This is a genomic window from Streptomyces racemochromogenes, from assembly GCF_039535215.1.
In the GTDB taxonomy this organism is placed as follows: Bacteria; Actinomycetota; Actinomycetes; order Streptomycetales; family Streptomycetaceae; genus Streptomyces; species Streptomyces racemochromogenes.
The window spans coordinates 3,950,396-3,974,467 of the sequence record NZ_BAAAWT010000001.1 but is presented as its reverse complement, the minus strand read 5'-3'; the positions used below and the strand labels follow the sequence as shown (position 1 = coordinate 3,974,467).

The 24,072-nt window shown below is 72.3% G+C and carries 27 protein-coding genes; 16 read left to right on the top strand and 11 right to left on the bottom strand.

Features of this window, described 5'->3' with window-relative positions; translation table 11 throughout:
* Positions 1-25: 25 nt before the first annotated feature.
* Complete coding sequence (locus tag ABD973_RS18475; RefSeq protein WP_125824044.1) at positions 26-922, bottom strand: NADP-dependent oxidoreductase; 897 nt, start codon at positions 920-922, stop codon at positions 26-28.
* Positions 923-1,094: 172 nt separating this feature from the next.
* On the opposite strand from ABD973_RS18475, the gene ABD973_RS18470 reads away from it, so the two are divergent.
* Together ABD973_RS18470 and ABD973_RS18465 are read left to right on the top strand one after the other, a co-directional pair.
* Complete coding sequence (locus tag ABD973_RS18470; RefSeq protein WP_125821458.1) at positions 1,095-1,511, top strand: winged helix-turn-helix transcriptional regulator; 417 nt, start codon at positions 1,095-1,097, stop codon at positions 1,509-1,511.
* Between the two features lie 52 nt (positions 1,512-1,563).
* Positions 1,564-2,301, top strand: a complete 738-nt coding sequence (locus ABD973_RS18465) for a Mut7-C RNAse domain-containing protein (protein WP_345500969.1) — start codon at positions 1,564-1,566, stop codon at positions 2,299-2,301.
* Positions 2,302-2,316: 15 nt separating this feature from the next.
* On the opposite strand, the gene ABD973_RS18460 is transcribed toward ABD973_RS18465, so the two are convergent.
* Positions 2,317-2,805, bottom strand: coding sequence for a hypothetical protein (locus ABD973_RS18460; protein WP_345500967.1), 489 nt, complete (start codon positions 2,803-2,805; stop codon positions 2,317-2,319).
* Positions 2,806-2,943: 138 nt separating this feature from the next.
* On the opposite strand from ABD973_RS18460, the gene ABD973_RS18455 reads away from it, so the two are divergent.
* Entirely contained in the window at positions 2,944-3,276 is a 333-nt protein-coding gene (locus ABD973_RS18455; RefSeq protein WP_125603198.1) for a YnfA family protein, read from the top strand.
* 101 nt (positions 3,277-3,377) lie between these two features.
* Positions 3,378-4,145, top strand: coding sequence for an SDR family NAD(P)-dependent oxidoreductase (locus ABD973_RS18450; RefSeq protein ID WP_125603199.1), 768 nt, complete (start codon positions 3,378-3,380; stop codon positions 4,143-4,145).
* A 3-nt stretch (positions 4,146-4,148) separates the two neighbouring features.
* On the opposite strand, the gene ABD973_RS18445 is transcribed toward ABD973_RS18450, so the two are convergent.
* On the bottom strand, positions 4,149-4,823 hold the full coding sequence (locus ABD973_RS18445) for a polysaccharide deacetylase family protein (RefSeq protein WP_345500963.1): 675 nt from the start codon (positions 4,821-4,823) through the stop codon (positions 4,149-4,151).
* Between the two features lie 300 nt (positions 4,824-5,123).
* On the opposite strand from ABD973_RS18445, the gene ABD973_RS18440 reads away from it, so the two are divergent.
* Positions 5,124-5,942: a hypothetical protein gene (locus ABD973_RS18440; RefSeq protein WP_345500961.1), complete on the top strand. Its 819-nt coding sequence runs from the start codon at positions 5,124-5,126 to the stop codon at positions 5,940-5,942.
* Between the two features lie 79 nt (positions 5,943-6,021).
* Here the strand turns inward: ABD973_RS18440 and ABD973_RS18435 are convergent, their stop codons facing one another.
* Entirely contained in the window at positions 6,022-7,215 is a 1,194-nt protein-coding gene (locus ABD973_RS18435) for an RtcB family protein (RefSeq protein ID WP_125821462.1), read from the bottom strand.
* Positions 7,216-7,423: 208 nt separating this feature from the next.
* Here ABD973_RS18435 and ABD973_RS18430 point away from each other — a divergent pair, with 208 nt between their 5' ends.
* The 3 genes from ABD973_RS18430 to ABD973_RS18420 all read left to right on the top strand — a co-directional run bounded on the left by ABD973_RS18430 (position 7,424) and on the right by ABD973_RS18420 (position 10,758).
* The gene (locus tag ABD973_RS18430) at positions 7,424-8,302 is read left to right on the top strand and encodes a DUF3558 domain-containing protein (protein ID WP_125821463.1); all 879 of its coding nucleotides are present in this window, start codon (positions 7,424-7,426) and stop codon (positions 8,300-8,302) included.
* Positions 8,303-8,446: 144 nt separating this feature from the next.
* Positions 8,447-9,235 (top strand): DUF3558 domain-containing protein, encoded by a 789-nt coding sequence (locus ABD973_RS18425; protein WP_125596256.1) that lies wholly within the window; start codon positions 8,447-8,449, stop codon positions 9,233-9,235.
* A gap of 98 nt (positions 9,236-9,333) precedes the next feature.
* The gene (locus ABD973_RS18420; RefSeq protein ID WP_345500958.1) at positions 9,334-10,758 is read left to right on the top strand and encodes a DUF2637 domain-containing protein; all 1,425 of its coding nucleotides are present in this window, start codon (positions 9,334-9,336) and stop codon (positions 10,756-10,758) included.
* Between the two features lie 75 nt (positions 10,759-10,833).
* On the opposite strand, the gene lysS is transcribed toward ABD973_RS18420, so the two are convergent.
* Positions 10,834-12,576 (bottom strand): lysine--tRNA ligase, encoded by a 1,743-nt coding sequence (gene lysS / locus ABD973_RS18415; RefSeq protein WP_345500956.1) that lies wholly within the window; start codon positions 12,574-12,576, stop codon positions 10,834-10,836.
* 191 nt (positions 12,577-12,767) lie between these two features.
* On the opposite strand from lysS, the gene argS reads away from it, so the two are divergent.
* From argS to ABD973_RS18380, 7 genes are all read left to right on the top strand, one after another.
* Positions 12,768-14,531, top strand: a complete 1,764-nt coding sequence (argS, locus tag ABD973_RS18410) for an arginine--tRNA ligase (RefSeq protein ID WP_125821466.1) — start codon at positions 12,768-12,770, stop codon at positions 14,529-14,531.
* 91 nt (positions 14,532-14,622) lie between these two features.
* Entirely contained in the window at positions 14,623-14,970 is a 348-nt protein-coding gene (locus ABD973_RS18405) for a DUF6247 family protein (protein ID WP_345500954.1), read from the top strand.
* Positions 14,967-15,089 (top strand): hypothetical protein, encoded by a 123-nt coding sequence (locus ABD973_RS18400; protein ID WP_277607498.1) that lies wholly within the window; start codon positions 14,967-14,969, stop codon positions 15,087-15,089. The genes ABD973_RS18405 and ABD973_RS18400 overlap by 4 nt, the downstream gene beginning before the upstream one ends.
* Positions 15,062-15,256, top strand: a complete 195-nt coding sequence (locus tag ABD973_RS18395) for a hypothetical protein (protein ID WP_345500952.1) — start codon at positions 15,062-15,064, stop codon at positions 15,254-15,256. The genes ABD973_RS18400 and ABD973_RS18395 overlap by 28 nt, the downstream gene beginning before the upstream one ends.
* Before the next feature lie 154 nt (positions 15,257-15,410).
* Positions 15,411-16,958 (top strand): alkaline phosphatase, encoded by a 1,548-nt coding sequence (locus ABD973_RS18390; RefSeq protein WP_125821468.1) that lies wholly within the window; start codon positions 15,411-15,413, stop codon positions 16,956-16,958.
* An 83-nt stretch (positions 16,959-17,041) separates the two neighbouring features.
* Positions 17,042-17,611, top strand: a complete 570-nt coding sequence (locus tag ABD973_RS18385) for a hypothetical protein (protein WP_345500950.1) — start codon at positions 17,042-17,044, stop codon at positions 17,609-17,611.
* 91 nt (positions 17,612-17,702) lie between these two features.
* Complete coding sequence (locus ABD973_RS18380; RefSeq protein WP_345504631.1) at positions 17,703-18,500, top strand: VOC family protein; 798 nt, start codon at positions 17,703-17,705, stop codon at positions 18,498-18,500.
* A gap of 78 nt (positions 18,501-18,578) precedes the next feature.
* Here the strand turns inward: ABD973_RS18380 and ABD973_RS18375 are convergent, their stop codons facing one another.
* The 6 genes from ABD973_RS18375 to ABD973_RS18350 form a co-directional block, all read right to left on the bottom strand.
* The gene (locus ABD973_RS18375) at positions 18,579-18,833 is read right to left on the bottom strand and encodes a Txe/YoeB family addiction module toxin (protein ID WP_125821470.1); all 255 of its coding nucleotides are present in this window, start codon (positions 18,831-18,833) and stop codon (positions 18,579-18,581) included.
* The gene (locus tag ABD973_RS18370; RefSeq protein ID WP_206436530.1) at positions 18,830-19,117 is read right to left on the bottom strand and encodes a type II toxin-antitoxin system Phd/YefM family antitoxin; all 288 of its coding nucleotides are present in this window, start codon (positions 19,115-19,117) and stop codon (positions 18,830-18,832) included. Before ABD973_RS18370 ends, ABD973_RS18375 begins: the two co-directional genes overlap by 4 nt.
* 170 nt (positions 19,118-19,287) lie before the next feature.
* Complete coding sequence (locus tag ABD973_RS18365; RefSeq protein WP_345500947.1) at positions 19,288-21,678, bottom strand: ATP-binding protein; 2,391 nt, start codon at positions 21,676-21,678, stop codon at positions 19,288-19,290.
* Positions 21,675-22,046 carry a hypothetical protein gene (locus ABD973_RS18360; protein WP_345500945.1) on the bottom strand — a complete coding sequence of 124 codons (372 nt, stop codon included), beginning with the start codon at positions 22,044-22,046 and terminating at the stop codon, positions 21,675-21,677. Before ABD973_RS18360 ends, ABD973_RS18365 begins: the two co-directional genes overlap by 4 nt.
* Before the next feature lie 102 nt (positions 22,047-22,148).
* Positions 22,149-22,667 (bottom strand): hypothetical protein, encoded by a 519-nt coding sequence (locus ABD973_RS18355; protein WP_345500943.1) that lies wholly within the window; start codon positions 22,665-22,667, stop codon positions 22,149-22,151.
* Positions 22,668-22,728: 61 nt separating this feature from the next.
* Positions 22,729-23,094, bottom strand: a complete 366-nt coding sequence (locus ABD973_RS18350; protein ID WP_345504629.1) for an ATP-binding protein — start codon at positions 23,092-23,094, stop codon at positions 22,729-22,731.
* A 139-nt stretch (positions 23,095-23,233) separates the two neighbouring features.
* Between ABD973_RS18350 and ABD973_RS18345 the strand changes: the two genes are divergently transcribed.
* Positions 23,234-24,058 carry a helix-turn-helix domain-containing protein gene (locus ABD973_RS18345; protein WP_345500941.1) on the top strand — a complete coding sequence of 275 codons (825 nt, stop codon included), beginning with the start codon at positions 23,234-23,236 and terminating at the stop codon, positions 24,056-24,058.
* Positions 24,059-24,072: the final 14 nt, after the last annotated feature.

Sequence of the window (24,072 nt, the reverse complement as noted above, 5' to 3'; positions counted from 1 at the left end):
TCCGGTCCGGCGGCACGGCCGTGCGTCAGGGGAGCAGGACCACGCGCCCCCGGGTACCCGGAGTGGCAAGGGCCTCGTGGGCCTTGGCGGCCTCCGCGAGGGGAAGGGTGTCCGCCACCCGGAGCGTCAGCCCGCCCGCGTCGACCAGGGCGGACAGCCGGGCCAGCAGCGCCCCGTCCGGGGCGACTTCCTGTTCCGCCACCCGGATCCCCCGCTCCGCGGCCGGAGCCGCGCCGGGGATGACGCCGACGTACGTACCGCCGTCGCGGACGAAGCCCAGCGCGGGCGCGCCCAGCACCGCCGTGTCCAGCACCCCGTCCACCGGCCCGGCGGGCGCCCCGCCCCGGGCCACGAACTCCGCGGCGCCGAGCGAGCGTACGAACTCCTCGTCCCCCGCGCCCGCCAGCGCCGTCACCACCAGCCCCGCCCGCACGGCCAGCTGCACCGCCAGGCCGCCGACCACCCCGGCCGCGCCGGTGATCAGTACCGAGTCGCCCGGGGCGAGCCCCAGGAGGTCCACCGAGCGGGCCGCCGTCAGCCCGGCCAGCGGCAGCGCCGCCGCGGCCGCGTCGTCCACCGACTCGGGGGCCGCCGCCACCGCCGAGGCGTCGAGCACCGCGTACTCGGCGTGCGTGCCGAGCGGCTTCACCGTGCCGTAGTGCAGCCCGACCACCCGGCGGCCCTCCGTCCAGCCGTCCACGCCGGCGCCGACCGCGTCGATGTCCCCCGCCACGTCCCAGCCGAGCCCGATCCGCTGCCCGGCCCCGCCGAAGACGCCGGCGCGGACGCCGCCGTCGACCGGGTTCACCCCGGCGGCCCGGACCCGGATCCGGACCTGCCCGGCCCCCGGCTCCGGGACCGCCACCTCCGCCAGCTCCACCCGCTCCGGGCCGCCGAAGGTGCTGACGAACGCCGCCCGCATGGTCCCGGTCCGCTGCTTCGGCTGCTGCTGCTGCTCGCTCATGGTCTCTCCCCGTTCGTCTCGGCCGGACCGGCCGTCCGGCCGCTCCCGATGACCACTAACTTATGGAGAGGTACTCTCTTTTCGTAAGTACGCACTCCGGAGTGCGTACCCGACCCGGAAGTGGGCTCCCATGGCCACCCGCACCGCCGCCGCCCTGCGCGAAGAGGCCCGCGCCGCCTACGACGCCTTCGTCAGGGACTGCCCCACCAGCCAGCTCCTGGCCCGCATCAGCGACAAGTGGGTCGGCCTCGTCCTCAGCGCCCTCGGCGAAGCCGAACAGGGCTCCCTGCGCTACAGCGAACTCGGCCGCAAGATCCCCGGCGTCAGCCAGAAGATGCTGACCCAGACCCTGCGCTCCCTCGAACGCGACGGCATCGTCACCCGCACCGTCACCGCGACCGTCCCCGTCCGCGTCGACTACCGCCTCACCGAACTCGGCGGCAGCCTCGGCTGCCTCCTCTCCTCCGTCAAGCGGTGGGCCGAGAACCACTTCGACGAGGTCAGCGCCCACCGCGACGCCTACGACGAGGCCGCCGCCACCGCCTGACCCCCTGCGAAATTCGGCCGCACCACCACACCCCCAATGGCATGCTGGGACCGTGAACGGTCCCGGCATCCACCTCACCCTCGCCCCCGAACTGCGCCTCTTCGCCCCGCCCAGCCGGCGCGTCGACCGCGTACCGACCGCCACTGACGGCGCCTCCAGCCTCGGACACGTCGTCGAATCCGCCGGCGTCCCCCTCACCGAGGTGGGCCGGCTGCTCGTGGACGGGCGGGAGGCCACCGTCGCGTACGTGCCCCAAGGCGGCGAATCCGTCGAGGTGTTCGGCGTCGACCGCCCCCAACGGGTCACCGGCGCCCCGCTGCGCTTCCTCCTCGACGTCCACCTCGGCACCCTCGCCCGCCGGCTGCGCCTGCTCGGCGTCGACGCGGCCTACGAGAACGAGGACATCGGCGACCCCGCCCTCGCCACCCGCTCCGCCGCCGAGCGGCGCGTACTGCTCTCCCGCGACCGCGGCCTGCTGCGCCGCCGCGAGATCTTCGCCGGCGCGTACGTCTACAGCGACAACCCGGACGACCAACTGCGCGACGTCCTAGGCCGGTTCGCCCCCGAACTCGCACCCTGGACCCGCTGCACCGCCTGCAACGGACCGCTCCGCGAAGCCGACAAGGACAGCGTGGGCGACCGGCTGGAGCACGGCACGCAGCGCTCGTACGACGTGTTCGCCGAGTGCACCGGCTGCGAGCGCGTCTACTGGCGCGGCGCCCACCACTCCCGCCTGGAGCGGATCGTCCTCGACGCCCTGGCCGAGTTCGGCGACGGCGCCACCGTCTGAGCCGCCCGGCCGGGGTCAGAAGGCGTACGGGTCGCCCGTGTCCAGCGCCAGCACCACGTGCTCGTTGTTGGCGCGGTTGCGGTCGGTGGCGCCGCCGTCCCACAGGGTGTCGATCCGCACCGCGACCTCGGCCGGCCGCTCCCGCAGCCCGAGCAGCAGCGCGATGTGGCGTCCGCGCCCGTGCCGCGGCAGCGTGCCCGTCTCGCACACCACCTCCCGCCGGCCGACCCGTGCGCAGCCCTCGGACAGCTCGTGCCGGTCGGCGAGGTCCGCCGACAGCCGCACCCGCACGGTCGCGTTCGGCACCTCTGCCGGACCCTCGTTCTGCGGCACCATCCACAGCTTCAGCTGCCCGCGGGACAGCTGGACCCGCCCGTGGTAGGCCACGTCGGCCTCCTCGTCCGACCCCGGCCAGGCGCCAGCCGGGCCCACGGGCCCGGCCCCGCACAGCACCAGCAAGCCCGCCACCACCACACTGCGTACGGCACCACGGCGCACCGCCACCACCTCCTCGCTCCTGGCTCCTCGCGCGGACCGTAGCCACCCGGCCCACCCGCCGATCGGACCATCACACGAATGAGGGCGAGCCGTCCGCCATTCGCCCGGCGGCCCCGCCCCACCCCCGTGCGTAGGCTTCGAGCCATGCTGATCGCCCGCTCCGCCGCCCTGTTCGCCCTCGCCGCCCTCCTGGAGATCGGGGGCGCCTGGCTGGTGTGGCAAGGCGTACGCGAACACAAGGGCTGGGCCTGGATCGGCGCCGGGGTCATCGCCCTCGGCCTGTACGGATTCGTCGCCACCCTCCAGCCGCAGGGCGACTTCGCCCGCGTGCTCGCGGCCTACGGCGGGGTGTTCGTCGCCGGGTCCCTGCTGTGGGGCGTGGTCGCCGACGGCTACCGGCCCGACCGCTGGGACGTGGCCGGCGCGCTCGTCTGCCTCGCCGGGATGGCCCTGATCATGTACGCGCCGCGCCGCTGACCCGGCCTATGCTGGCGGAGATTCGCCCGTACGAACGACCGAACCGGCGGGCGAACCCGCGACCCGCGGCCCCGCGACCGACCCCACGAGGAGCCTCGCCCATGAGCACGCGCCCGGCCACCCGAACCGCCGTCGTCACCGGCGCGAGCAGCGGAATCGGCGCGGCCACCGCCCGGCAGCTCGCCGCCGCCGGCTACCACGTCGTCCTCACCGCCCGCCGCAAGGACCGCATCGAGGCGCTCGCCGCCGAGATCACCGGGGCCGGCCACGAGGCCACCGCCCACGCCCTCGACGTCACCGACCGCCCCGCCGTCGACGCCTTCGCCGCCTCCCTGGAGCGCTGCGACGTACTCGTCAACAACGCCGGCGGAGCCATCGGCGCCGAGCCCGTCGCCACCGGCGACCCGGCCGACTGGCGCACGATGTACGAGGTCAACGTCATCGGCACCCTCAACCTCACCCAGGCGCTGCTGCCCGCCCTGACCGCCTCCGGCGACGGCACGGTCGTCGTGCTCTCCTCCACCGCCGGCCACGCCACCTACGAGGGCGGCGCGGGCTACGTCGCCGCCAAGAACGGCGCCCGCGTCCTCGCCGAGACCCTGCGCCTGGAGATCGTGGGCCAGCCCGTCCGCGTCATCGAGATCGCGCCCGGCATGGTCAAGACCGAGGAGTTCGCCAAGACCCGCTTCCGCGGCGACGCCACCAAGGCGGAGAAGGTCTACGAGGGCGTCGCGGAGCCCCTCTCCGCCGACGACGTGGCCGACACGATCACCTGGGCGGTGACGCGCCCCAGCCACGTCAACATCGACCTGCTGGTGGTCCGCCCCCGCGCCCAGGCCTCGAACACGAAGGTCCACCGCGAGCTCTAGCCATCAGGGCACCAGCCCGGCACTCCTCAGGTGCGGCATCAGGGCCGCCGGCCTCAGCCCGGCGGCCTTCGCCGCTTCCAGGGCCCGCTGGAGGTCCGCCGCCAGCGTCGGCGTGAAGTGCAGCAGCACGATGTCCCCGGCCTTCAGCTGCGGGGTGGGCGGGGTCTGGCCCCAGGTGGTGAAGTCGTGCGTCCAGGTGACCAGTGCCTTCACCCCGCACGCCTTCGCGGCGAGCCGCACGTCGTCGTTGACCGCCCCGTACGGCGGGCGCAGCAGCTTCGGCGTCTTCCCGAAGGTCTCGGCGATCCGCTCCCCGGCCCCGCACACCTCGGCGTCCTTCCCGGCGGCGTCGAGGGTGGTGAGGTCGGGGTGGTTGACGGTGTGGTTCTCGACGGTGGCCCGGCCCTGGTCGACCAGGCCGGTGAAGTAGGCGGTGTCGTACGAGGTCGCCCCCGGGAGCAGGAACATCGACACCGGCACCCGCTTCTCGGACAGGATCCGGGCGGCCTCGGGGTCGTGGTTCCAGCCGTCGTCGACGGTGATGAAGACGACCTTCTCCTGGGTCGGCACGTGCGACACGACGGGCGGCAGCCCGACCCCCGCCTGAGCGGACCCGGCGGCCCCGAGGGCGAGCGACAACGACGCGAGGGCGGCGACAAGCACACGAGTTCTCCACATGCTGCCACCTTGGTCTAGACCAACTCTCGCCGTCAATCCCCCTCCCCCAAGCGGAAGTTGCCGCCCCGCAGCGCCCTGGGGGGTCACACGGGGTGAATCCGCACGCGTGGCCGGCGGCCCGCGACGCACTCCACCCGGCACGGGCGGCGGCGGCTCGGCCGATCGGCGCCATTTGTGACACCTATCTGATGATCGGACCTCGCGCCTCACGTCGGACGGGCTCCGGCGGGCGAACCATGCGGGGCAGAGGCCGCCAACGCCTCGACGTCAGACCCCCGGTTCCCACGAGGAGCACCACACATGAGTCCTGAGACAAGGACACCGTCCCGCATGGGCCCGCTGCCCCGGCAGAGCAAGTGGCTCGCCGGCGGCGCGGTGGCCACGATGGCCATCGCGATGCTCGGCCTCGCCACCCCCGCACAGGCGGACACCGACGCCCCGGCGTCGGCGACCGTCGCCGCGGCGCCGGCCGGCGAGAAGTGCAAGGGCGACGAGAAGGACAACGACGACTACGAGCCCGAAGTCAAGGGCGCGGCGGCCGACCCCCACAAGGACAAGTGCGTCAAGGTCGGCCCGCCCGGACCCCCCGGACCCCCCGGAGCCCCCGGAGCCCCCGGCCGCGACGGCCGAGACGGCCGAGACGGCCAGCCCGGCGCGCCCGGCCAGCCCGGCACCCCCGGCCCGCCCGGACCCCCCGGAACCAGCGCGTGCGGCAACGACATCGACTCCGTCCTCCCCAACCAGACCGAGGAAATGAGCGTCTTCCTCGTCGACGGCGTCGCATACGGTGGCCACCGGCACGACGACACGACGGGGAACTACATCCGCCAGGACCTCACCGACCCGGCACAGAACCCCGGCTACCCGGACGCGAGCACGGTCTGCTCCGCGACCCTCTCGGTGCACGGTCCGGCCGCCAACTTCAAGGTCCAGACCACGATCGGCACCGTGTACGAGCTCCAGTGCAACGCCAACGCCCCCGCGGGCAACCTCGACTGCGGTCCCATCACCACGGAACCCCTGGTCCTGAGGCGCTGGAACCAGGTGGTCTTCGTGGACGACCCCGCCGGCCCGTTCGCGGCCAAGAAGAACCTCTCGAAGAGCAGCAAGGCCTCCTGACCCCGTCAGGCCCCCGCTGAGCAACACACGTGTGCCGTGCCCGGATCCCCCCGGGCACGGCACGGTGCGTTCAGCCCGGTCAGCCCTTCACGCAGACGACCGCCTTGAGCTTCGCCACGACCTGCACCAGGTCCGTCTGCTGGTCGATGACCTGCTCGATCGACTTGTACGCACCCGGGATCTCGTCCACCACGCCCGAGTCCTTGCGGCACTCCACGCCCTGCGTCTGCTCCGCCAGGTCCCGCACGGTGTACCGCTTCTTCGCCGCCGTCCGGCTCATCTTCCGGCCCGCGCCGTGCGAGGCGGAGTTGAAGGCCTTCTCGTTCCCGAGCCCCTTCACGATGTACGAGCCCGTGCCCATCGAGCCCGGGATGATCCCGTACTCACCGCTGCCGGCGCGGATCGCGCCCTTCCGGGTGACCAGCAGGTCCATGCCGTCGTACCGCTCCTCCGCCACGTAGTTGTGGTGGCAGCTGATCTCCTGCTCGAAGGAGACCCTCGCCTTGCGGAACTCCTTGCGGACGACCTCCTTGAGCAGGCTCATCATCGCCGCGCGGTTGTACTTCGCGTACTCCTGCGCCCAGAACAGGTCGCTGCGGTACGCGTCCATCTCCGGAGTCGCGGCGAGGAACACCGCGAGGTCCCGGTCGACCAGGTTCTGGTTGTGGGAGAGGCCACGGGCCACACCGATGTGGTGCGCCGCGAGCTCGTTGCCGATGCCGCGGGAGCCCGAGTGCAGCATGAGCCACACCGCACCGGACACGTCAATTGAAACTTCAATGAAATGGTTCCCGGAGCCTAGCGTTCCGGTCTGCCGCAGCGCCCTGTCGCGCCGGAACTTCACCTCGTCCGCCAGGTAGTCGAACCGCTCCCACAGGTCCCCGAACCCCGCCTCCGAGAAGCCGTACAGACGCCCCGGGTCGACCGGGTCGCGGTGCATCCCCGCGCCCACCGGGATGGCCTGCTCGATGCGCGAGCGGAGCTTCGACAGGTCGCCCGGGAGGTCGTTCGCCGTCAGGGACGTCTTGACCGCCGACATGCCGCAGCCGATGTCGACGCCGACCGCCGCCGGGCAGACCGCGTCCTTCATCGCGATGACCGAGCCGACCGTGGCGCCCTTGCCGTAGTGCACGTCCGGCATCACGGCCAGGCCCTTGATCCAGGGCAGTCCGGCCGTGTTCTGGAGCTGCCGCATCGCGCTGTCCTCGACCGACGCCGGATCCGTCCACATCCGGATCGGGACATTGGCCCCGGGTACCTCTACGTACGACATAAGACAACGATCCCCTGAAATCCTCAGAAAAGTATGAATACGCGAAAAGCCGCGCTCATCACCCCAAAGCAGACAGGGAACCGGCGCCGGCACGTGCGTGTGCGATAGACATTGTGTCCATCCGGGCCCAAGTCGCGGCAACGGAATTTCCCGAGGGAGCCAAGGGGAGCCAGTGGACGTGGACCCAATGCCGGTACACCGGACGCCGGTGCGTCGCCGCCGAGTCCTGCCGGGCATCGCGGTGCTCACCGCGCTCGTCGCGGGCGCGACCGGGTGCACCGACGGCAACGGCACGGGGACCAGCGACCCCAAGGGCGGCGGGAGCAGCGCCGCGCCCGCGCAGCCCGGCAAGTACCGCAGCCTGCCCCAGCCCTGCAAGGCCGCCGACGCCAAGCGGCTCAGGGCCATGCTCCCGGCCACCGACTCCCTCACCACCGAGCAGCGCGAACGGCTCTACGCCGGGACCGCGGACCCCTCGTACGACGGAGACCGGCACGTCGGCTGCCGCTGGAACGCGCAGACCCCCGAGGCGAACCTGCTGCTGTCGGTCACCTTCGAGCGCGTGGTCTCGTACGACCGCGCCACGGCGAGCGACGACGACAAGGCCCGCCAGGTGTACGTGCGCCAGCTGACCGCCGCGAAGCTGCCCTTCCCGGGGCCGACGGGGAGCCCCACGCCCGGCGCCGGTAACGGTACGAATACGAGTGGTGGGCCCAGTGCGCCCCCCGCCCCCGCTCCCGGCGGCAGCACCGTGCCTGCGCCGGCCGCCTCCGCTCCCGGTTCCGCTTCGCCGTCCGCGCCGTCCGCACCCGCCTCGCCGGCCTCCCCCAGCGCCGCGCCCGAGCTCGGCTCGCGCGTCCTGGAGGGGCTCGGCAGCGAGGCGTTCCTCGACGACAAGCTCAGCGCGGCCGGCGCCACCGCCGCCCAGGCGCGGACGGTGCGGATCGTGTTCCGCACCTCGAACGTCCTCGTCACCGTCGAGTACAGCGTCCAGCCGTCCGGGCCGGCCTCGGTCCCCCCGAGCGCGGAAACGCAGGACAGGGCGCGCCAGTTGGCGCAGGCCCTGGCCGAGCGTTTCAGCGAGTGACGGCGCCTGTCAGAGGGGGCGTGCACGCCCCACGTGACGGCGCGCACAGCAGCCGGGCGCCCGGTCGGGCTACCGTTGCCCGGGTCCAGCGCCCGCAACGCGCCCCGAAGAAGACCCCGCGTCTGCCCAACGTCTGAAGGAACCATGCACCGATCAGCCTCGCGCCTCACCCGCGTTCTCGCCTGCGCAGCCGTCCCGGTGATCCTCACCGTCGCCGGCTGCTCGTCCGACTCGGACAAGTCCTCGGGTGCCAAGGACTCCGGCAAGAAGACCGAAGCCTCCTCGCCCGCCAAGCCGGGCACGAAGTCCGCGGCCCCGCTGGAGAAGGTGGCCTTCGCGAAGCTGCCCGACCCGTGCAAGGCCGTGGCCGGCAAGAGCATCGACTCGCTCGTGCCCGAGGCGAAGGAGAAGAACGGGACGGCGGCCAAGTCGAACGACCTGGCCAACCGTGCCAGCTGCTCCTGGAACGGCCTCAAGACGGACGGCGCGAAGGGCTCGCAGTACCGCTGGCTCTCCGTCTCCCTGGTCCGCTACGACTCGCACGCCTCGCTCGGCAGCGGCAACAAGCGCGCCGAGGACCAGTACAACAAGCAGATCGAGCTGGCGAAGACCACCGAGGGCGCGCACGACGTCAAGGCCGAGCCGGCCGCCGGGGTCGGCGACGCGGCCACCTCCGTGGTCTTCGGCGTGAAGAAGGACGTCGAGTTCTTCAACAACTCGGTCGTCGTCCGCACCCAGAACGTGGTCGTCACCGTCGACTACAACGGTGCCGCCTACGAGGGCGCCAACGCTCCCGACCAGGGCAAGCTGCTCCAGGACGCGATCAGCGCCGCCAAGGAGACGGTGGCGTCGATCGGCGCGGCCAACACCGGCGAGGGCGCGGCTCCGTCGGGTTCCGCTTCGGCTTCCGCTTCCCCGTCGGCGCAGTCGTAGCGAGAATCCCTCCTACAGGAGGGGGCCTAGGGAACGGGTGACGCGCAGTCACCCGTACGCTGTGCCTGCTTTGGCTCGACAACGGAGGGGGACCGCGGGTGGCCGCGATGCAGCTGACTCGTACGCACCGGATACTCATCGGTGTCGTGGTCGCCGGGGCCGTGGTCATCGCGGCCATCGGTTTCGCGGGTTCTTACGCCGCGGTCCGCGCGCTGGCCCTGAAGAAGGGCTTCGGCAGCTTCTCGCTGGTGTTCCCGATCGGCATCGACGCGGGCATCTGCGTCCTGCTGGCGCTGGACCTGCTGCTGACGTGGATCCGCATCCCCTTCCCCCTGCTGCGCCAGACGGCGTGGCTGCTGACGGCGGCGACGATCGCGTTCAACGGCGCGGCGGCCTGGCCGGATCCGCTGGGCGTGGGCATGCACGCGGTGATCCCGGTGCTGTTCGTGGTGACGGTCGAGGCGGCCCGGCACGCCGTGGGCCGGATCGCGGACATCACCGCGGACCGGCACATGGAGGGCGTGCGGATCACCCGCTGGCTGCTGTCGCCCGTGCCCACCTTCAAGCTGTGGCGCCGGATGAAGCTGTGGGAGCTGCGCTCCTACGAGCAGGCCGTGGGCATGGAGCAGGACCGGCTGATCTACCAGGCGCGGCTCCAGGCCCGGTACGGGCGGGCGTGGCGGCGCAAGGCGCCGGTGGAGGCGCTGATGCCGCTGCGGCTGGCGCGGATCGGCGTGCCGCTGGCGCAGACGGCCCCGGAGGGGCTGGCGGCGGCGGGGATCGACCCGGTGCTGCTGCCCCCGGCGGTCGCGAAGGGTCCGGCCGTCGCCGCCGGGGCGGCGGTGCTCCCGGCTCCGGACGCCCATGCCGCCCCTGCCCTGCCGGCGGCGCCCGCGGCTGCGGAAGGCGCTCCCGCTGCGGTGCCGGCCCAGGCGGCGCCCGCTTCCGGCCCGGCGCCCGTTTCCGGCCCGGCGCCCACCGACGGGTCCGGCGGCGACGCGGCCCCGGAGGTTCCCGAGCAGCGGGAGGGCCGGGACCGGGCCGCGGCGCAGCCCCGGAAGCCCCAGGCCGCCGCGCACGCCCCCGCGCCCTTCGCGGTGGACCCGACGGCCATGCCCGCCGCGCACGACAGCGCCTGGTTCGCGGGGCCGCGGGCGCCGCAGGCGACGTACGAGGGGGACTACAACCCCCAGTACGTCGAGGGCCTGGAGCCGACGCCGGTCATGGCCCCGGCCGGCCCGGAGGAGGAGCCGCTGCCGGAGCAGCCGGAGCCGGTACAGCCCGGGGCCGAGCAGCCCGGGGCCGAGGACGCCGAGGAGGAGAAGTTCGCGGAGGCCGCGTACGAGGTCTTCCGGGCGTACATCGACCGGTACTCCCACTTCCCTGAGCCGGACGAGCTGGACAAGCGCCTCTCCGCGCACCTCGGGCGGACGCACCCGCGCAGCGAGGCCGAGCTCAAGCGGCTGATGCCCGCGCTCAAGCAGCGCTACCAGCGCGACCTGGAGAGCGAGCACATCGCGTAGCGGCAAGGACATGCGGAAGGGCCCGCACCCCCCGAGGGGTGCGGGCCCTTCCGCATGTTCCGGCCGCGCGCCGGATCAGGCGGCGAGCAGCTTGCGCACCCGCTCGGCGCCGACCGCGAGGAGCAGCGTGGGCAGGCGCGGGCCGGTCTCCCGGGTCACGAGCAGGCGGTAGAGCAGGGCGAAGAACTCGCGCTGGGCGACCTTCAGCTCGGGCGTCGGCTTGGCGTCCGGCTCCAGGCCGGCCATGACCTTCGGGACGCCGTAGACGAGGGTGGTGAGCCCGTCCAGGGACCAGTGCGAGTCGAGGCCCTCCAGCAGCAGCCGCAGGGACTCGCGTCCGGCGTCGTCCAGGGAGGACAGCAGCTCGGTGTCGGCGTCCTCGCGGACCAGGGTGCGCTGGTCGGCGGGGACCTGGGTGGTGATCCAGTTCTCGGCGCGGTCCAGGCGCGGCCGTACGTCGTCGAGGGAGGTCAGCGGCTGCGACGGGTCCAGGTCGGAGAGGATGCGCAGGGTCTGCTCGTCGTGCCCGGCGGTGATGTCGACGACCGACGCGAGGGTGCGGTACGGCATCGGACGCGGGGTGCGGGGCAGCTCGTGGGAGGCGACGCGCACGGCGCGGGCGTGCGCGGCGGCGTCGGCCGGCAGCACGGAGCCGTCGGCGACCTTGGCCTCCAGCTTGTCCCACTCGTCGTACAGGCGCTGGATCTCCTGGTCGAAGGCGATCTTGAAGGACTGGTTCGGGCGGCGGCGGGCGTACAGCCAGCGCAGCAGCTGCGGCTCCATGATCTTCAGCGCGTCGGCCGGGGTGGGGACGCCGCCCTTGCTGGAGGACATCTTGGCCATGCCGGAGATGCCGACGAAGGCGTACATCGGGCCGATGGGCTGCTCGCCGCCGAAGAGGCCGACGATCTGGCCGCCGACCTGGAAGGAGGAGCCCGGGGAGGAGTGGTCGACGCCGGAGGGCTCGAAGACGACGCCCTCGTAGGCCCAGCGCATCGGCCAGTCGACCTTCCAGACCAGCTTGCCGCGGTTGAACTCCGAGAGCTTGACGGTCTCGGTGAACTGGTCCTCCGTGCAGACGTAGGTCAGCTCGGTGGTCTCGTCGTCGTACGCGGTGACCTTGGTGAAGTCCTTGTTGCACTCGCCGCAGTACGGCTTGTACGGGAAGTACTCCGCGCCCTCGGCGCTGCCGTCGTCCTCGCCGGCCGCGCCGGAGCCCTCGGCGGCCTCGAGCTCGGCCTCGTCGACCTGCTTCTGCTGGGGCTTCTTGCCGCCCGGCTTCTGCTTGGTGCGGTACTGGGCGAGGACGGCGTCGATGTCCCCGCGGTGCTTCATCGCGAACAGCACCTGCTCGCGGTAGGCGCCGGAGGTGTACTGCTCGGTCTGGCTGATGGGGTCGTACTCGACGCCCAGCTCGGCCAGGGACTCGACCATGGCGGCCTTGAAGTGCTCGGCCCAGTTCGGGTAGGCGGAGCCCTCGGGCGCGGGCACGGCGGTCAGCGGGCGGCCGATGTGCTGGGCGTGGGACTCCTCGGTGACGCCGGGGATGCCCTTGGGGACCTTGCGGTAGCGGTCGTAGTCGTCCCAGGAGATGAGGTGGCGGACCTCGTGGCCCCGGCGGCGGATCTCGTCCGCGACCAGGTGCGGGGTCATGACCTCGCGCAGGTTGCCCAGGTGGATCGGGCCGGAGGGGGAGAGGCCGGACGCGACGACAATTGTTTTGCCCGGGGCCCGGCGCTCCGCCTCGGCGATGACCTCGTCCGCGAAACGGGAGACCCAGTCGGTCTCTGTGCTGCTGCTCTGCGCGCTCTGAGCCACGACACGTCCTTCTATCTCGAATGCTGGCTATGGCCATTCTCCCAGACGGAAGGGGCCGCTCCGGGGTTGCTTCCGCCCACTGATACGCGCCGCCGTATACCGGGAGACGGGCACCCTCCGCGTGGGATACTCGGCACTTGTCGGAACAACCAAGCGCACGCGCACGTGCAACCTCACAGGAACGGCAGCTCATGGCCTCGGTCCCTTCCCTCGCTTCTTCCGTCGAACAGCGCGTCTCGGACGCCCTCGCCTCCGCCCTGCCGGAGGCCGGTGCCGCCGACCCGCTGCTGCGACGTAGCGACCGGGCCGACTTCCAGGCCAACGGCATCCTGGCGCTCGCGAAGAAGGCCAAGGCCAACCCGCGCGAGCTGGCCGCCACCGTCCTGGAGGGGCTGGACAAGGGCGGTGTGATCAAGGACGTCGAGGTCTCCGGCCCCGGCTTCCTCAACATCACCGTCTCCGACGAGGCGATCATCAAGACGCTGGCCGCGCGCGCGGCCGACGACCGGCTGGGCGTGGCGCTCAACGCGTCCGCCGGCACCACGGTGATCGACTACGCGCAGCCGAACGTGGCCAAGGAGATGCACGTCGGCCACCTGCGGTCCGCCGTGATCGGCGCGGCCATGGTGGAGATCCTGGAGTTCACGGGCGAGAAGGTCATCCGCCGCCACCACATCGGCGACTGGGGCACCCAGTTCGGCATGCTCATCCAGTACCTGCTGGAGCACCCGCACGAGCTGGACCACAAGGGCGGGGACGAGGAGGCCTCCGGCGAGGAGGCCATGTCCAACCTCAACCGCCTCTACAAGGCCTCGCGCGCCCTGTTCGACTCCGACGAGGAGTTCAAGACGCGGGCCAGGGCCCGGGTGGTGGACCTCCAGGCGGGCGACCCGCAGACGCTGGAGCTGTGGCAGCGGTTCGTCGACGAGTCGAAGATCTACTTCTACTCGGTCTTCGACAAGCTGGACATGGACATCCAGGACCCCGACGTCGTCGGCGAGTCCGGCTACAACGACATGCTGGTCGAGACGTGCAAGCTGCTGGAGGAGTCGGGCGTCGCCGTCCGCTCCAACGGCGCGCTGTGCGTGTTCTTCGACGAGTACAAGGGCCCGGACGGCAACCCGACCCCGCTGATCGTCCAGAAGTCCGACGGCGGCTTCGGCTACGCCGCGACCGACCTGTCGGCGATCCGCAACCGCGTCACCGACCTGGCGGCCACCAGCCTGATCTACGTGGTGGACGCGCGGCAGGCGCTGCACTTCAAGATGGTCTTCGAGACGGCCCGCCGGGCCGGCTGGCTGAACGACGACGTCAAGGCCGTCCAGCTGGCCTTCGGCACGGTCCTCGGCAAGGACGGCAAGCCGTTCAAGACCCGTGAGGGCGAGACGGTCCGGCTGGTCGACCTGCTGGACGAGGCGGTGGAGCGGGCCGCCGCGGTCGTCCGCGAGAAGGCCCAGGACCTCACGGAGGAGGAGATCGCCGAGCGCGGCGCCCAGGTGGGCATCGGCGCGGTGAAGTACGCGGACCTCTCCACCTCCGCCTCGCGCGACTACAAGTTCGACCTGGACCAGATGGTCTCGCTGACCGGTGACACGTCCGTGTACCTCCAGTACGCGTACGCGCGCATCCAGTCGATCCTGCGCAAGGCGGGCGAGGCCCGGCCGGCCGCCCACCCCGAGCTGGAGCTGACCGCGTCGGAGCGGGCCCTGGGCCTGCACCTGGACGGCTTCGGCGCGCTGGTCGCCGAGGCGGCGCAGGAGTACGCCCCGCACAAGCTGGCGGCGTACCTGTACCAGCTGGCCTCGCTGTACACGACGTTCTACGCCGAGTGCCCGGTGCTCAAGGCCGACACTCCCGAGCAGGTCGAGAACCGCCTGTTCCTGTGCGACCTGACCGCCCGCACCCTGAACAAGGGCATGGCCCTCCTCGGGATCCGGACCCCCGAGAAGCTCTGACGCACCGTCCGGCGGCCCCCGGCGCAACCACCCCGCGCCGGGGGCCGTCGCGCTCTATCGTGGGAGCCGTCCGATCCGAGGAGGAGCCAGGATGACGACCGCGACGCCCTCGCTCGGTGGTTCCGTACCGCCGATGCCCGAGTACACGCCAAAGGCCCTGCGCGCCGCCATAGCGGCCCACGCCCCGGCCCTGCTGGCGGACTTCGACTCCGCCTGGCGGCGGCAGATCTGCGACGCCTACGACATCGGTCCGGTCCCGGCGTTCATGGCCCGCTGGTGGGGCGAGTACGCCCTGGCGCGCGACCCCGAGCTCGACCGGCACGTGGCCGGCCTGGAAGCCCGGGCCGCCGAAGCCACGGACGCCGACGCGGCCCGCAGCCTCCTCGACGCGGCTTCCCGCATCCGCCACAGGCTGCGCGCCCTGGAGCCGGGCGAGTGAGCGAGGAGTTCACCGGGCCGCCGTGGGCGGTGGACTACACCCAGGACGCCGAGAAGTACCGGATCAGCCTGCCCGACGAGGCGCGGGAAGCATGCCGGGAAGCCTCTTCGAACTGCTGACCGCGCGCCACCCGTACCGGGGGGAGAACGTGGAACCCGCGCGGTCCACCGTCCCCCGAGGCCCGCACATCGCGTATTTCGACAGCGACCGCGGATGGATCCGGTTCGCCTTCCTGCCCCGTGTGGCCGAGCCGCAGATCGTGGTGGAGGAGATCTTCTGGCAGTAGCCGGTGCGCACCGCCCCGAACACCCCACCCTGACCGCGTCCTGTCATGCCCTCCGTGTTCGACCGGGCAATACCGCTCGGTAGCCTTCCGTTCACGCGGCCCCCCTACGTTCGGCCACGACCGCGCCGAACACCCGAGGGGACATCTCCCGCACATGCGCCGCAGACCGCTGAAGACGCTCACCGTCCTCGCCATAGCCGCCTCCACGGCCGCCGGAACCGCCGCCACGGCGAACTCCGCGCCCCAGCAGAGCGACTCGCGCCAGGACATCCGGAACGTCATCTACCTGCTCGGTGACGGCATGGGCCGCACCCACGTGACGGCCGCCCGCGACCGGTTCATGGGTCCCGGCGGCAAGCTCACCATGGAGACCCTCCCCCACACGGGCGCGGTCGCCACGTACGCCGTCGAGAAGAACAGCGCGAAGCCCGCCCTGGTCACCGACTCGGCCAGCTCCGCCACCGCCTGGGCCTCCGGCGTGAAGACCTACAACGCGGCCATCGGCGTCGACGCGTACGAGAAGAAGGTCGCCACGCTGATGGAGCAGGCCCACGCGGCCGGCTTCGCCACGGGCAACGTCTCCACCGCCGAGGTCACCGACGCCACCCCGGCCGCCCAGTTCAGCCACGCCCTGCTGCGCGGCTGCCAGGGCCCGACCTACTCCGACGCCGCCTGCCTCCCGAAGAAGGAGGACGGCAGCTACGAGCAGGCCCCGGCCGACAAGACCCTGGTCACGCCGATCGCCGAGCAGATCGCCCGCAACGGCACCGCCGACGTCATCCTCGGCGGCGGCCTGGCCCGCTTCGAGCCGGACGACCAGAAGGCCCTCCAGGCCCAGGGCTACCAGGTCCTCGGCAGCTTCGGAGACCCGAAGCTGCCCGCGCAGACCGCCGCGAGCCAGAAGGCCGCCACCAAGGCCGACCTCGACAAGGCGAACGGCAAGAAGGTCATCGGCCTGTTCAACCGCGGCAACCTGACCGTCGAGCACAACAAGGCGGCCCTCCCGGCGGACGCCCCGCAGAAGCAGGAGCCGACCCTCGCGGACATGACCCGCAAGTCGATCCAGCTGCTGAACGAGCGCAAGCAGGGCGGCTCGTACGACCGCGGCAAGTCGAAGAAGGGCTTCTTCCTCCAGGTCGAGGGCGCCCAGATCGACAAGCGCTCGCACGCGAACGACGCCTCGCAGGCCCTCGACGAGATCAAGGCGTTCGACGACGCGGTCAAGGCCGCGTACGAGTTCGCGAAGAAGGACGGCCACACCCTGGTGATCGTCACGGCGGACCACGAGTGCGCCGGCTTCAACATCATCGAGAAGGGCACGTACACCAACGCCGAGGCCGTCGCGCCCCCGTCCAACACGGACGGCGGCAACCCCGCCAACAACAGCGTCCCCTCGCGTTCCTCCTCGGGCGCCAAGGACCCGGCCCGCTCCAGCGGCATCGTGAACGGCACGGGCTCCGGTGACGCGAAGAACTTCGGCCCGGCCACCTTCCGCACGCCCGACGACCCGGCGGGCGTCAAGGACGGCAGCCCCGAGGCCAGCCTGTGGCTGACCTACCTGTCGGGCAACCACACCGGCGCCGACGTCCCGATCTACGCCTACGGCCCGAACGGCGGCGCGTTCGCCGCGAGCCAGAACAACACCGAGCTGTACGGCAAGATGTACCGCTCGCTGTTCGGCCGCTCCCCGCAGCAGCACTGATACCCGGCGGCCGGGGCCCGGGGGCGCACTCCCCCGGGCCCCGGCCGCCGTCTTTCCTCCCCCGGTCTCCAGGAGCACCCCCGATGACGCTGACCCACCTCCCCCGCGCGGCGGCCGCCGCCACGGCCGTCGCCGCCCTGCTCGCGCTCGCCACGGGCTGCTCGGACGCGGGAGCCCGGCCGGCGGCGGCGAAGGACCCGGTCCCGGCCGCCTCCCCGGTGGCCCTGCCGGCGCCCCGCAGCGCGCCCTCCCCGCAGGCCGCCCTCAGCCCGGCCCCGGCGGCGGGGGAAGTCCGCGTCCAGCAGGGCCCGTTCACGGACCGCGTCCAGCTGACCGGCCTGCGCCTGACGGCCTCCCCGTCGTCGTCCCCGTCCGTCACCGGGCACGTCGCGATCAGCTCCGACATCAGCGACACCCTGGCCCTGGAGATCACCGCCGCCTACTACGACGCGGACGGCCGCCTGCTGGGCACGGGCTCCTTCCACCACCAGGAGGAGGGCGAGGAGGCCCACGCCGGGCACGCCCCGGCGCAGCAGCACGCCGAGGGCCCGCGCGCGGCCGGCGCCGGCATCGACTTCACCGTCCCCGCCGACGGCCTGACGGGCACCCCGGCGAGCGCGGTCCTGACGATCCCGGTACTGGTCAACGAGTAGTCACCCGTACGGACCGATTCCGGGCGGTGGGGCCGGGTAGGGGACGCCCCGTCCAGCCCCAGCACCACCGACGGAGGCATCCGTGCCCGACATGAACGGCCCCTACAAGCCCGGCACCCCGTGCTGGATCGACCTGATGGTCCCCGACCAGCAGGCCGCGATCGACTTCTACAGCGACCTCTTCGGCTGGCAGGGCGAGGTCGGCCCGCCGGAGACGGGCGGCTACGCCGTCTGCACCCTCAAGGGCAAGCCGGTCGCCGGGATCATGAAGGCGATGAACCCGGACGGCACGGTGCCCGACCCGCTGCCGCCGACGGTGTGGACGACGTACCTGTCCACGGACAGCATCGACGCGACGGTCAAGTCCGTCACGGACGCGGGCGGCACGGTCATGATGGGCCCGATGGACGTCATGGACCTCGGCCGGATGGCCGTGATCGCCGACCCGGCGGGCGCGGTCGTCGGCCTGTGGCAGCCGGGCACGTTCGACGGTGCGGGCATCGTCAACGAGCACGGCGCGCTGATCTGGAACGAGCTCACCACCCCGGACCTGGCGAAGGCGTCGGCGTTCTACTCCTCCATCCTGCCCGTCACGACCACGGAGTCGGAGATGGAAGGCGCCGAGGGGTACGTCGAGTTCAAGGTCAACGACCGCGCGGTCGGCGGGATGATGGACATGAGCAAGATGCCGCCGGGCGTGCCGCCGCACTGGCAGCCGTACTTCCACGTGGACAGCGTGGACGACGTCCAGGCGGCCGCCGTCCGCGCGGGCGCCACCGTCCTGGCCCCGGCGTTCGACATGGTCGCGGGCCGCATGGCGGTCCTGGCCGACCCCCAGGGCGGGGCCTTCTCCATCATCACGGCGTCGATGCCGGAGGACCCGGCCTAGCCTCCGCCCCCAGGCTGTGGACAACCCGTGCGCGCCGCCCTCCTCCCGTCCCGGCGGGCCGCGCGCGCGGCGGGGGCGTCAGTAGTGGTAGCGGGCCTGCGCGACTTCCACGGCACCGTCCCTGACGCGGTACACGAGCCGGTGCTCGTCGGTGATCCTCCGGGACCACCAGCCGGACAGGTTCTCCTTGAGCGGCTCCGGTTTTCCCGCGCCCTCGAACGGCGTGCGCTGGATTTCCTTGATCAGGCGGTTGACCCTCTTGAGGATCTTCGGGTCGGCCGTCGCCCAGTACGTGTACTGGTCCCAGGCCCGTCCCGAGAAGACGACCTTCAAGGGGCGGACCCCTCGGCTTCGGGCTCGTCCTCGTCCTCGCCGATCAGCTCCCGGGCCTGGCCGTGGCCGGCGTCCAGCTCCGCGATGGACTCCATCAGGATCTGCGCGTTGCGCGGCGAGCGCAGCAGGTAGACGGTCTCCTGCCAGGACCGGAAGTCCTCGGCGGACATGATCACGACGTCGCCGTGCTCCCTGGAAGTGACCTCTATGGGCACGTGATCCTCGTTGACCTGCCGGATCAGCGGGTAGAAACGCTGCCGGGCCTCGTTGGCCGAGATCGGCACGGGCTCACCTCCCAGTGCGGAGTCGTACGGAATTACCGTACCAGTCAGCGCTTCCGGAGGCGCTGCCACCAGCGGCACGGGCAGGCCCCCAGGCTGTGGGTAACCGCTCCCCGGCCCGCCGCCCTCCGCGTGGCCGGACCGGGTCGGCGGCCGCGGGCCCACACGGCCCCTCAGTCGGACGGCTGCCACCACCTGCGGGAGCCGCCGTGCTGCTCCCGCAGCTCGGCGGCTGCCCCGCGGGCCGTCGTCTCCTGGGCGGTGTCGCCGACCGCCGCGTGGAGGTCCGCCGCCCGCTCCAGCGCGTCCGCCGCCTCGGCATGGCGTTCCAGGGCGTACAGCGCGAAGCCCAGGCCTCCGAGCGCGGCCGCCTGCTCGGCCCGGTGCCCGGAGGCCGCGAAGAAGGCGCCGGCCCGCTCGTGGTTCTCCCGCGCCTCCTCCCACCGCCCGGTGCGCCCATGGATCAGTGCGAGGTTGTTCAGGATCTGCCCTTGCGGGTAGGGCTCGTCCGTTTCCGTGAAGATCTCGAGCGCCTCTCCGTACCGCGCCTCGGCCTCCTCGTCCCGGTCCAGCGCGCGCAACGCGTCGGCGAGGCGGTTCAAGGTGCCGGCCTCCTGTCGGCGGTTGCCGAACTCCCGCTGCGTGACCAGGGCCTCCCGTCTGGCGGCCACGGAGTCCTCGTGCTGTCCGGCCAGCCACAGCGCGTCCGCGAGGGAGTTCCTCGCGGCCGCCTCCCGATGGCGGTCCCCGAGCCCTCCCATGATCGAGACGACCTGGCGGTGCAGGGCGATGGACTCGTCCAGCCGTTCCAACCGCTCGAAGACCTCGGCCAGACTGGCCAGGACGGTGCCCTCCGCATGTCGGATGCCCAGCTCGCGGAAGATCTTCAGGGATTCCCAGAGGCGCCCCTCCGCCTCGATCCAGCGATTCCTCGCCATGTACACGGTGCCCAACGTGTGCAGGGCCTTCCCCTCCCCCATCCGCAGGGAGTTCTGCCGGAAGATCTCCAGCGCCCGGGTCAGGGCCCCCGTCGCCTCGTCCAGCTGGTCGGCGCCGACGTACGCGAGGCCGAGGTCGTACAGACGCGCACCGATCTGTTCGGCGTGCCCCGTCGGCTCGGCGACCGTGAGCATTCCCTGCGCCACCAGTACCGCGTCCTGCCGGTACCGGTAAATCTGGAGGTAGGGGATCAGCCTCCGGCCGAGTTCCCCTGCGAGTTCCGGCCGTCCCTCGTCCCCGGCGAAGCCCACGGCTGCGACCAGCATGGCCCGTTCCGTGCTGAGCCAGTCCAGCGCCTGTGCCACCGAGGGGAGTCCGGGCCCCGGGGCCATCGGGGCGCCGTCCACGCCGAGGACCCGCGTCGCCTTCCCGGTATCCAGGCAGAGGCTCCCCAGCAGGGCGTCGACCGCCTCCTCCCGGCCGTCCTCGGCCGCGCATTCCTCGCCGCGCTCCCGCGCGTACAGCCTGACCAGGTCGTGCATGCGCCAGCGGCCCGAGCCGACCGGCTCCTCCGACAGGAGGGAGGCGCGTACGAGAGCCGCGAGCTTCCGGCGGAGGTCGACGGGCTCCTCGCCCGTCAGCAGTGCCGCGTACGCCGTGGCGCAGTCCGGGCCCGGGTTCACCGTCAGCAGGCGGAAGGCGCGGGCCTGGTCCTCCGGGAGGCGCCCGTACGAGAGGTCGAAGGCAGCCCGGACGCCGTCGTCCAGCTCCGAGTCCAGGGTGGACAGCCGGGTGCGGGCGTCGGCCAGCTGGGCTGCCAGTTGCGTTACGGGGAGGCCCGGGTCGCCCGCAAGCAGCGCCCCGGCCACCGTGAGGGCCAGCGGCAGCCGCCCGCACTGTTCCGCGACCGAGGCGAGGGCGTCCGGTTCCGCCGCCGGGCGGGGGTCCTGCGGCCAGGTGCGCAGTACCGCCCTGGTGAGGAGTTCGGCGGCGGGGTCGGGCGCCAGCTCGTCCAGGGGTACGACGCGTGCGGGGAAGTCCCGGTGCACGAGCCGGTGCCGGGAGGTGATGAGCAGGCGGTGTCCGGGGTGCGCCGGTACGAGGTCGCGGACCTGGGCCACCTCGGCCGCGTCGTCGGCGACGACCAGCACCCGGTGTCCCGCCCGGGCGGATTCCGCCAGTAGCCCCCGGTACAGCGCCGCCCGGCCGTCCGGGGACCCCGGCATGTCCGCGTCCCGGATCCCGAGCAGCCGCAGCATCTCCCGCACCGCGTCGGGACCGCTCACCCCGCCGCCGGGGGCGTAGCCGCGCAGGCGCAGGAAGAACACCCGGTCCCCGAACCAGCCCCGTTCCGCCGCCCCGTGCGCCGTCGCGACGGCGAGGGCGCTCTTGCCGACCCCGGCCAGGCCGGAGACCACGGCGACCGTGGGCCCGCCGTCGGCGAGGAGGCCCAGCAGTTCCTCCGCCGGCCCGTCCCGCCCGACCAGCACGGCCGGCGCCTCGGGCAGTCCTAGCCCGGCCCGGGGTACGGGGCCGGCTCCGGCGGCGTAGTTGATCTGGTCGCCGCCGATCTGGGTGATCCGGGCATGGCCGCTCGCCCGGGCGTGCTGCTCAGCGCCGCTCACGAGGACGGCTCCTCGGCCTCACCGCCGCCGCGCTGCTCGATGCGGGAGTCTCCGTCGGCGCGGGCGTGCTGGTTGACCCCGCCGGGGGCGGTGCCGCCGCCATGCTGGGTGATCTGGGAGGTGCCGGAGGCGCGGGCGCGCTGGCTGAGGGAGCTCCCGCCGTCCCCGGCACCGCCCTGGGCCCACCAGCCGCCGACCAGGGCGAGCACGGCGGCCATGGCCCCGCCGAAGCCGGCGGCGGCGGAGACGCGGTCCGAGTCCTTCTCTGGGAACCAGCCGAAGGGGTCCCACTGCCCGGCCTTGAAGGCGATCAGGAACCCGATCCCGGTGGCCCCGACCACCACAACCCACCGCCACGGACGCGACATTGCTCCCCCTCCGGCCGTCTGCTCCGATCAGCCGAAGCTAGCAGCCGGCGGAGGGGAAACCGACCCGAGCCGGACATCCCGAGCGGCGAACGGCAGAACGGGTCAGAGACCGGGCGCCGACTCGACGACGGCGATCTCGAACTCCTGCCGGTTGTTCTGCCCGTTGCGGTCGTCCAGGCTGTGCACCGCGACCGAGCCGCCCCTGAGCACCGTCCCCACCGCGAGGTCCCGGTCCAGGGAGAGCGGGACCAGAGCGGTGGCGCTGCGGTTCGCCTTGAGCCCCGGAGGGAAGACGCAGCGCACCCTGTGGCCGTTCGGGGACACCTCGCAGGTGTCCGGGAAGTAGGGCGGCTCGGGCGTCACCCCGCGCGGCAGGGTGATCGTGACGGTCATCGGGGAGTTGGTCGTCTCCGGGCCGAGGTTGGCGACGAACCCGTGGATCGTGGTGGTGCCGCCGGGCGGTGCGGCGTCCGGGTCGATGCGCACCACCTCCAGATCCGAGTTGGACGGCGCCGCGGCGGCCCGCGGGGCCGACTGAGGCGCCGCCCAGGCGGGACCGGCCACCAACAGCGTCGCCGCGCCGACCGTCAGCGCGGCCCTGTACAAGGTCATAGCGTTCATGAGGCCATGGTGGCTCCGGCAGGGCGGTTGAACTGGTTTCGCCCCGGTAACGGCCCGTTTATCACCCGTGTGCGTGGAACTCGGCCCAGACGACCTTGCCGGGCCGCCGGGGCAGCACCCCCCACTCGTCGGAGACGCGCTCGACGATCAGCAGCCCGTTCCCGTGCGGCCGCCCGAGGATCCGCGACCGCCCGGGCCCGCTGTCATGCACCTCGATCCGTACGCAGCAGCCGAAGTTGAGGAGCCGGAGGCGGTAGGCGCGGCCGCGCGGGACGCCGTGGCGGAGGGCGTTGGTGGCCAGTTCGCTGACGCAGAGCACGATGTCCGCCTGGCGGTCGGTTACGTCCCAGGTGGTGAGCGTGTCGCGGGTGTATGCGCGTGCGGCGGGCACCGTTTGGAAGGTCCGGGGGAACAACCGCTCGCGCATCAGGCCGGGTTGAGTATTTAGGTTCACGGGACGATGGTGGCGGTGCGTGACTAGCCTCATGCAGTGAGTCAACCCGTACCTGCCGAGTGGTACGGGTTGGTACGGGTACAGCCCAGGCGCAGGTGGGGAGTTCTTGTCTATGCCTCCGAGGAAACGTGTACCGAAGAACGGCACCGCCCTGAAGATGGTCGGGGCGCAAGTGGCCGTTCTGCGCCTCCGCAAGAACCTCACTCAGCGTGCGCTGGCCAAGTTGGCCGCCGTGGACGAGGAGACCATCGCTTCGATCGAGCAGGGCCGCCGCCGCCTGATGCCCGATGTCGCGGAGGCGCTGGACCGGATCCTGGAATCGGGCGGTGTACTGGCCGCGGCCGCGCAGCACATTCCGGCGGTGGACCAGTTGCCCGTGTGGGCCGAGGAGTTCATCGACCTGGAACAGGAGGCCGTCGATCTGTCCTCGTACGAGAATCAGGTCATCCCCGGACTGCTCCAGACGGAGGCCTACGCCCAGGCGGTCTTCACCAATGAGATCCCCGCGCTCAGCCAGCGGAAGATCTCCGACCGGATCGCCATAAGGATGGACCGCCAGAAGATCCTGCGCCGCGCGGAGCCGCCGAACCTCAGCTACGTGATCTCCGAGGCTGCGCTGCACGACCAGCTCGGCGGTCACGATGTGCACCGAGAAGCGCTGCGCTACCTGCGCGCATGTGCCGACCTTCGCGGTGTGACGATCCAGATCATGACCCTGGGGCGGCAGAGTCACGCGGGCCTCTCGGGCCCCTTCGTCCTCATCATGACGCCGGACCTTCAGCAAATCGCGTACGCCGAGACACAGCGCGGCAGCCAGCTCATCTCTGACCCCAGCGAGGTCAGCATCCTGTCCCGCAAGTATGCAATGCTGCGGACTCAGGCCCTCAACCCGGAAGAGACGAAGGGCCTGTTGGACGGGTTGCTAGGAGAGCAATGAGCACCGAACTCACG

What these genes read in the sequence shown, in the direction of transcription:
- ABD973_RS18385 (WP_345500950.1), top strand. Translation starts at nt 17,042, where the DNA reads ATGACGCTGACCCACCTCCCCCGCGCGGCGGCCGCCGCCACGGCCGTC.
- ABD973_RS18395 (WP_345500952.1), top strand. Translation starts at nt 15,062, where the DNA reads ATGCCGGGAAGCCTCTTCGAACTGCTGACCGCGCGCCACCCGTACCGG.
- ABD973_RS18390 (WP_125821468.1), top strand. Translation starts at nt 15,411, where the DNA reads ATGCGCCGCAGACCGCTGAAGACGCTCACCGTCCTCGCCATAGCCGCC.
- ABD973_RS18475 (WP_125824044.1), bottom strand. Translation starts at nt 922, where the DNA reads ATGCGGGCGGCGTTCGTCAGCACCTTCGGCGGCCCGGAGCGGGTGGAG.
- ABD973_RS18445 (WP_345500963.1), bottom strand. Translation starts at nt 4,823, where the DNA reads ATGTGGAGAACTCGTGTGCTTGTCGCCGCCCTCGCGTCGTTGTCGCTC.
- ABD973_RS18470 (WP_125821458.1), top strand. Translation starts at nt 1,095, where the DNA reads ATGGCCACCCGCACCGCCGCCGCCCTGCGCGAAGAGGCCCGCGCCGCC.
- ABD973_RS18360 (WP_345500945.1), bottom strand. Translation starts at nt 22,046, where the DNA reads ATGTCGCGTCCGTGGCGGTGGGTTGTGGTGGTCGGGGCCACCGGGATC.
- ABD973_RS18450 (WP_125603199.1), top strand. Translation starts at nt 3,378, where the DNA reads ATGAGCACGCGCCCGGCCACCCGAACCGCCGTCGTCACCGGCGCGAGC.
- ABD973_RS18355 (WP_345500943.1), bottom strand. Translation starts at nt 22,667, where the DNA reads ATGAACGCTATGACCTTGTACAGGGCCGCGCTGACGGTCGGCGCGGCG.
- ABD973_RS18455 (WP_125603198.1), top strand. Translation starts at nt 2,944, where the DNA reads ATGCTGATCGCCCGCTCCGCCGCCCTGTTCGCCCTCGCCGCCCTCCTG.
- ABD973_RS18435 (WP_125821462.1), bottom strand. Translation starts at nt 7,215, where the DNA reads ATGTCGTACGTAGAGGTACCCGGGGCCAATGTCCCGATCCGGATGTGG.
- ABD973_RS18345 (WP_345500941.1), top strand. Translation starts at nt 23,234, where the DNA reads ATGCCTCCGAGGAAACGTGTACCGAAGAACGGCACCGCCCTGAAGATG.
- ABD973_RS18405 (WP_345500954.1), top strand. Translation starts at nt 14,623, where the DNA reads ATGACGACCGCGACGCCCTCGCTCGGTGGTTCCGTACCGCCGATGCCC.
- ABD973_RS18350 (WP_345504629.1), bottom strand. Translation starts at nt 23,094, where the DNA reads ATGCGCGAGCGGTTGTTCCCCCGGACCTTCCAAACGGTGCCCGCCGCA.
- ABD973_RS18380 (WP_345504631.1), top strand. Translation starts at nt 17,703, where the DNA reads ATGAACGGCCCCTACAAGCCCGGCACCCCGTGCTGGATCGACCTGATG.
- ABD973_RS18440 (WP_345500961.1), top strand. Translation starts at nt 5,124, where the DNA reads ATGAGTCCTGAGACAAGGACACCGTCCCGCATGGGCCCGCTGCCCCGG.
- argS (WP_125821466.1), top strand. Translation starts at nt 12,768, where the DNA reads ATGGCCTCGGTCCCTTCCCTCGCTTCTTCCGTCGAACAGCGCGTCTCG.
- ABD973_RS18425 (WP_125596256.1), top strand. Translation starts at nt 8,447, where the DNA reads ATGCACCGATCAGCCTCGCGCCTCACCCGCGTTCTCGCCTGCGCAGCC.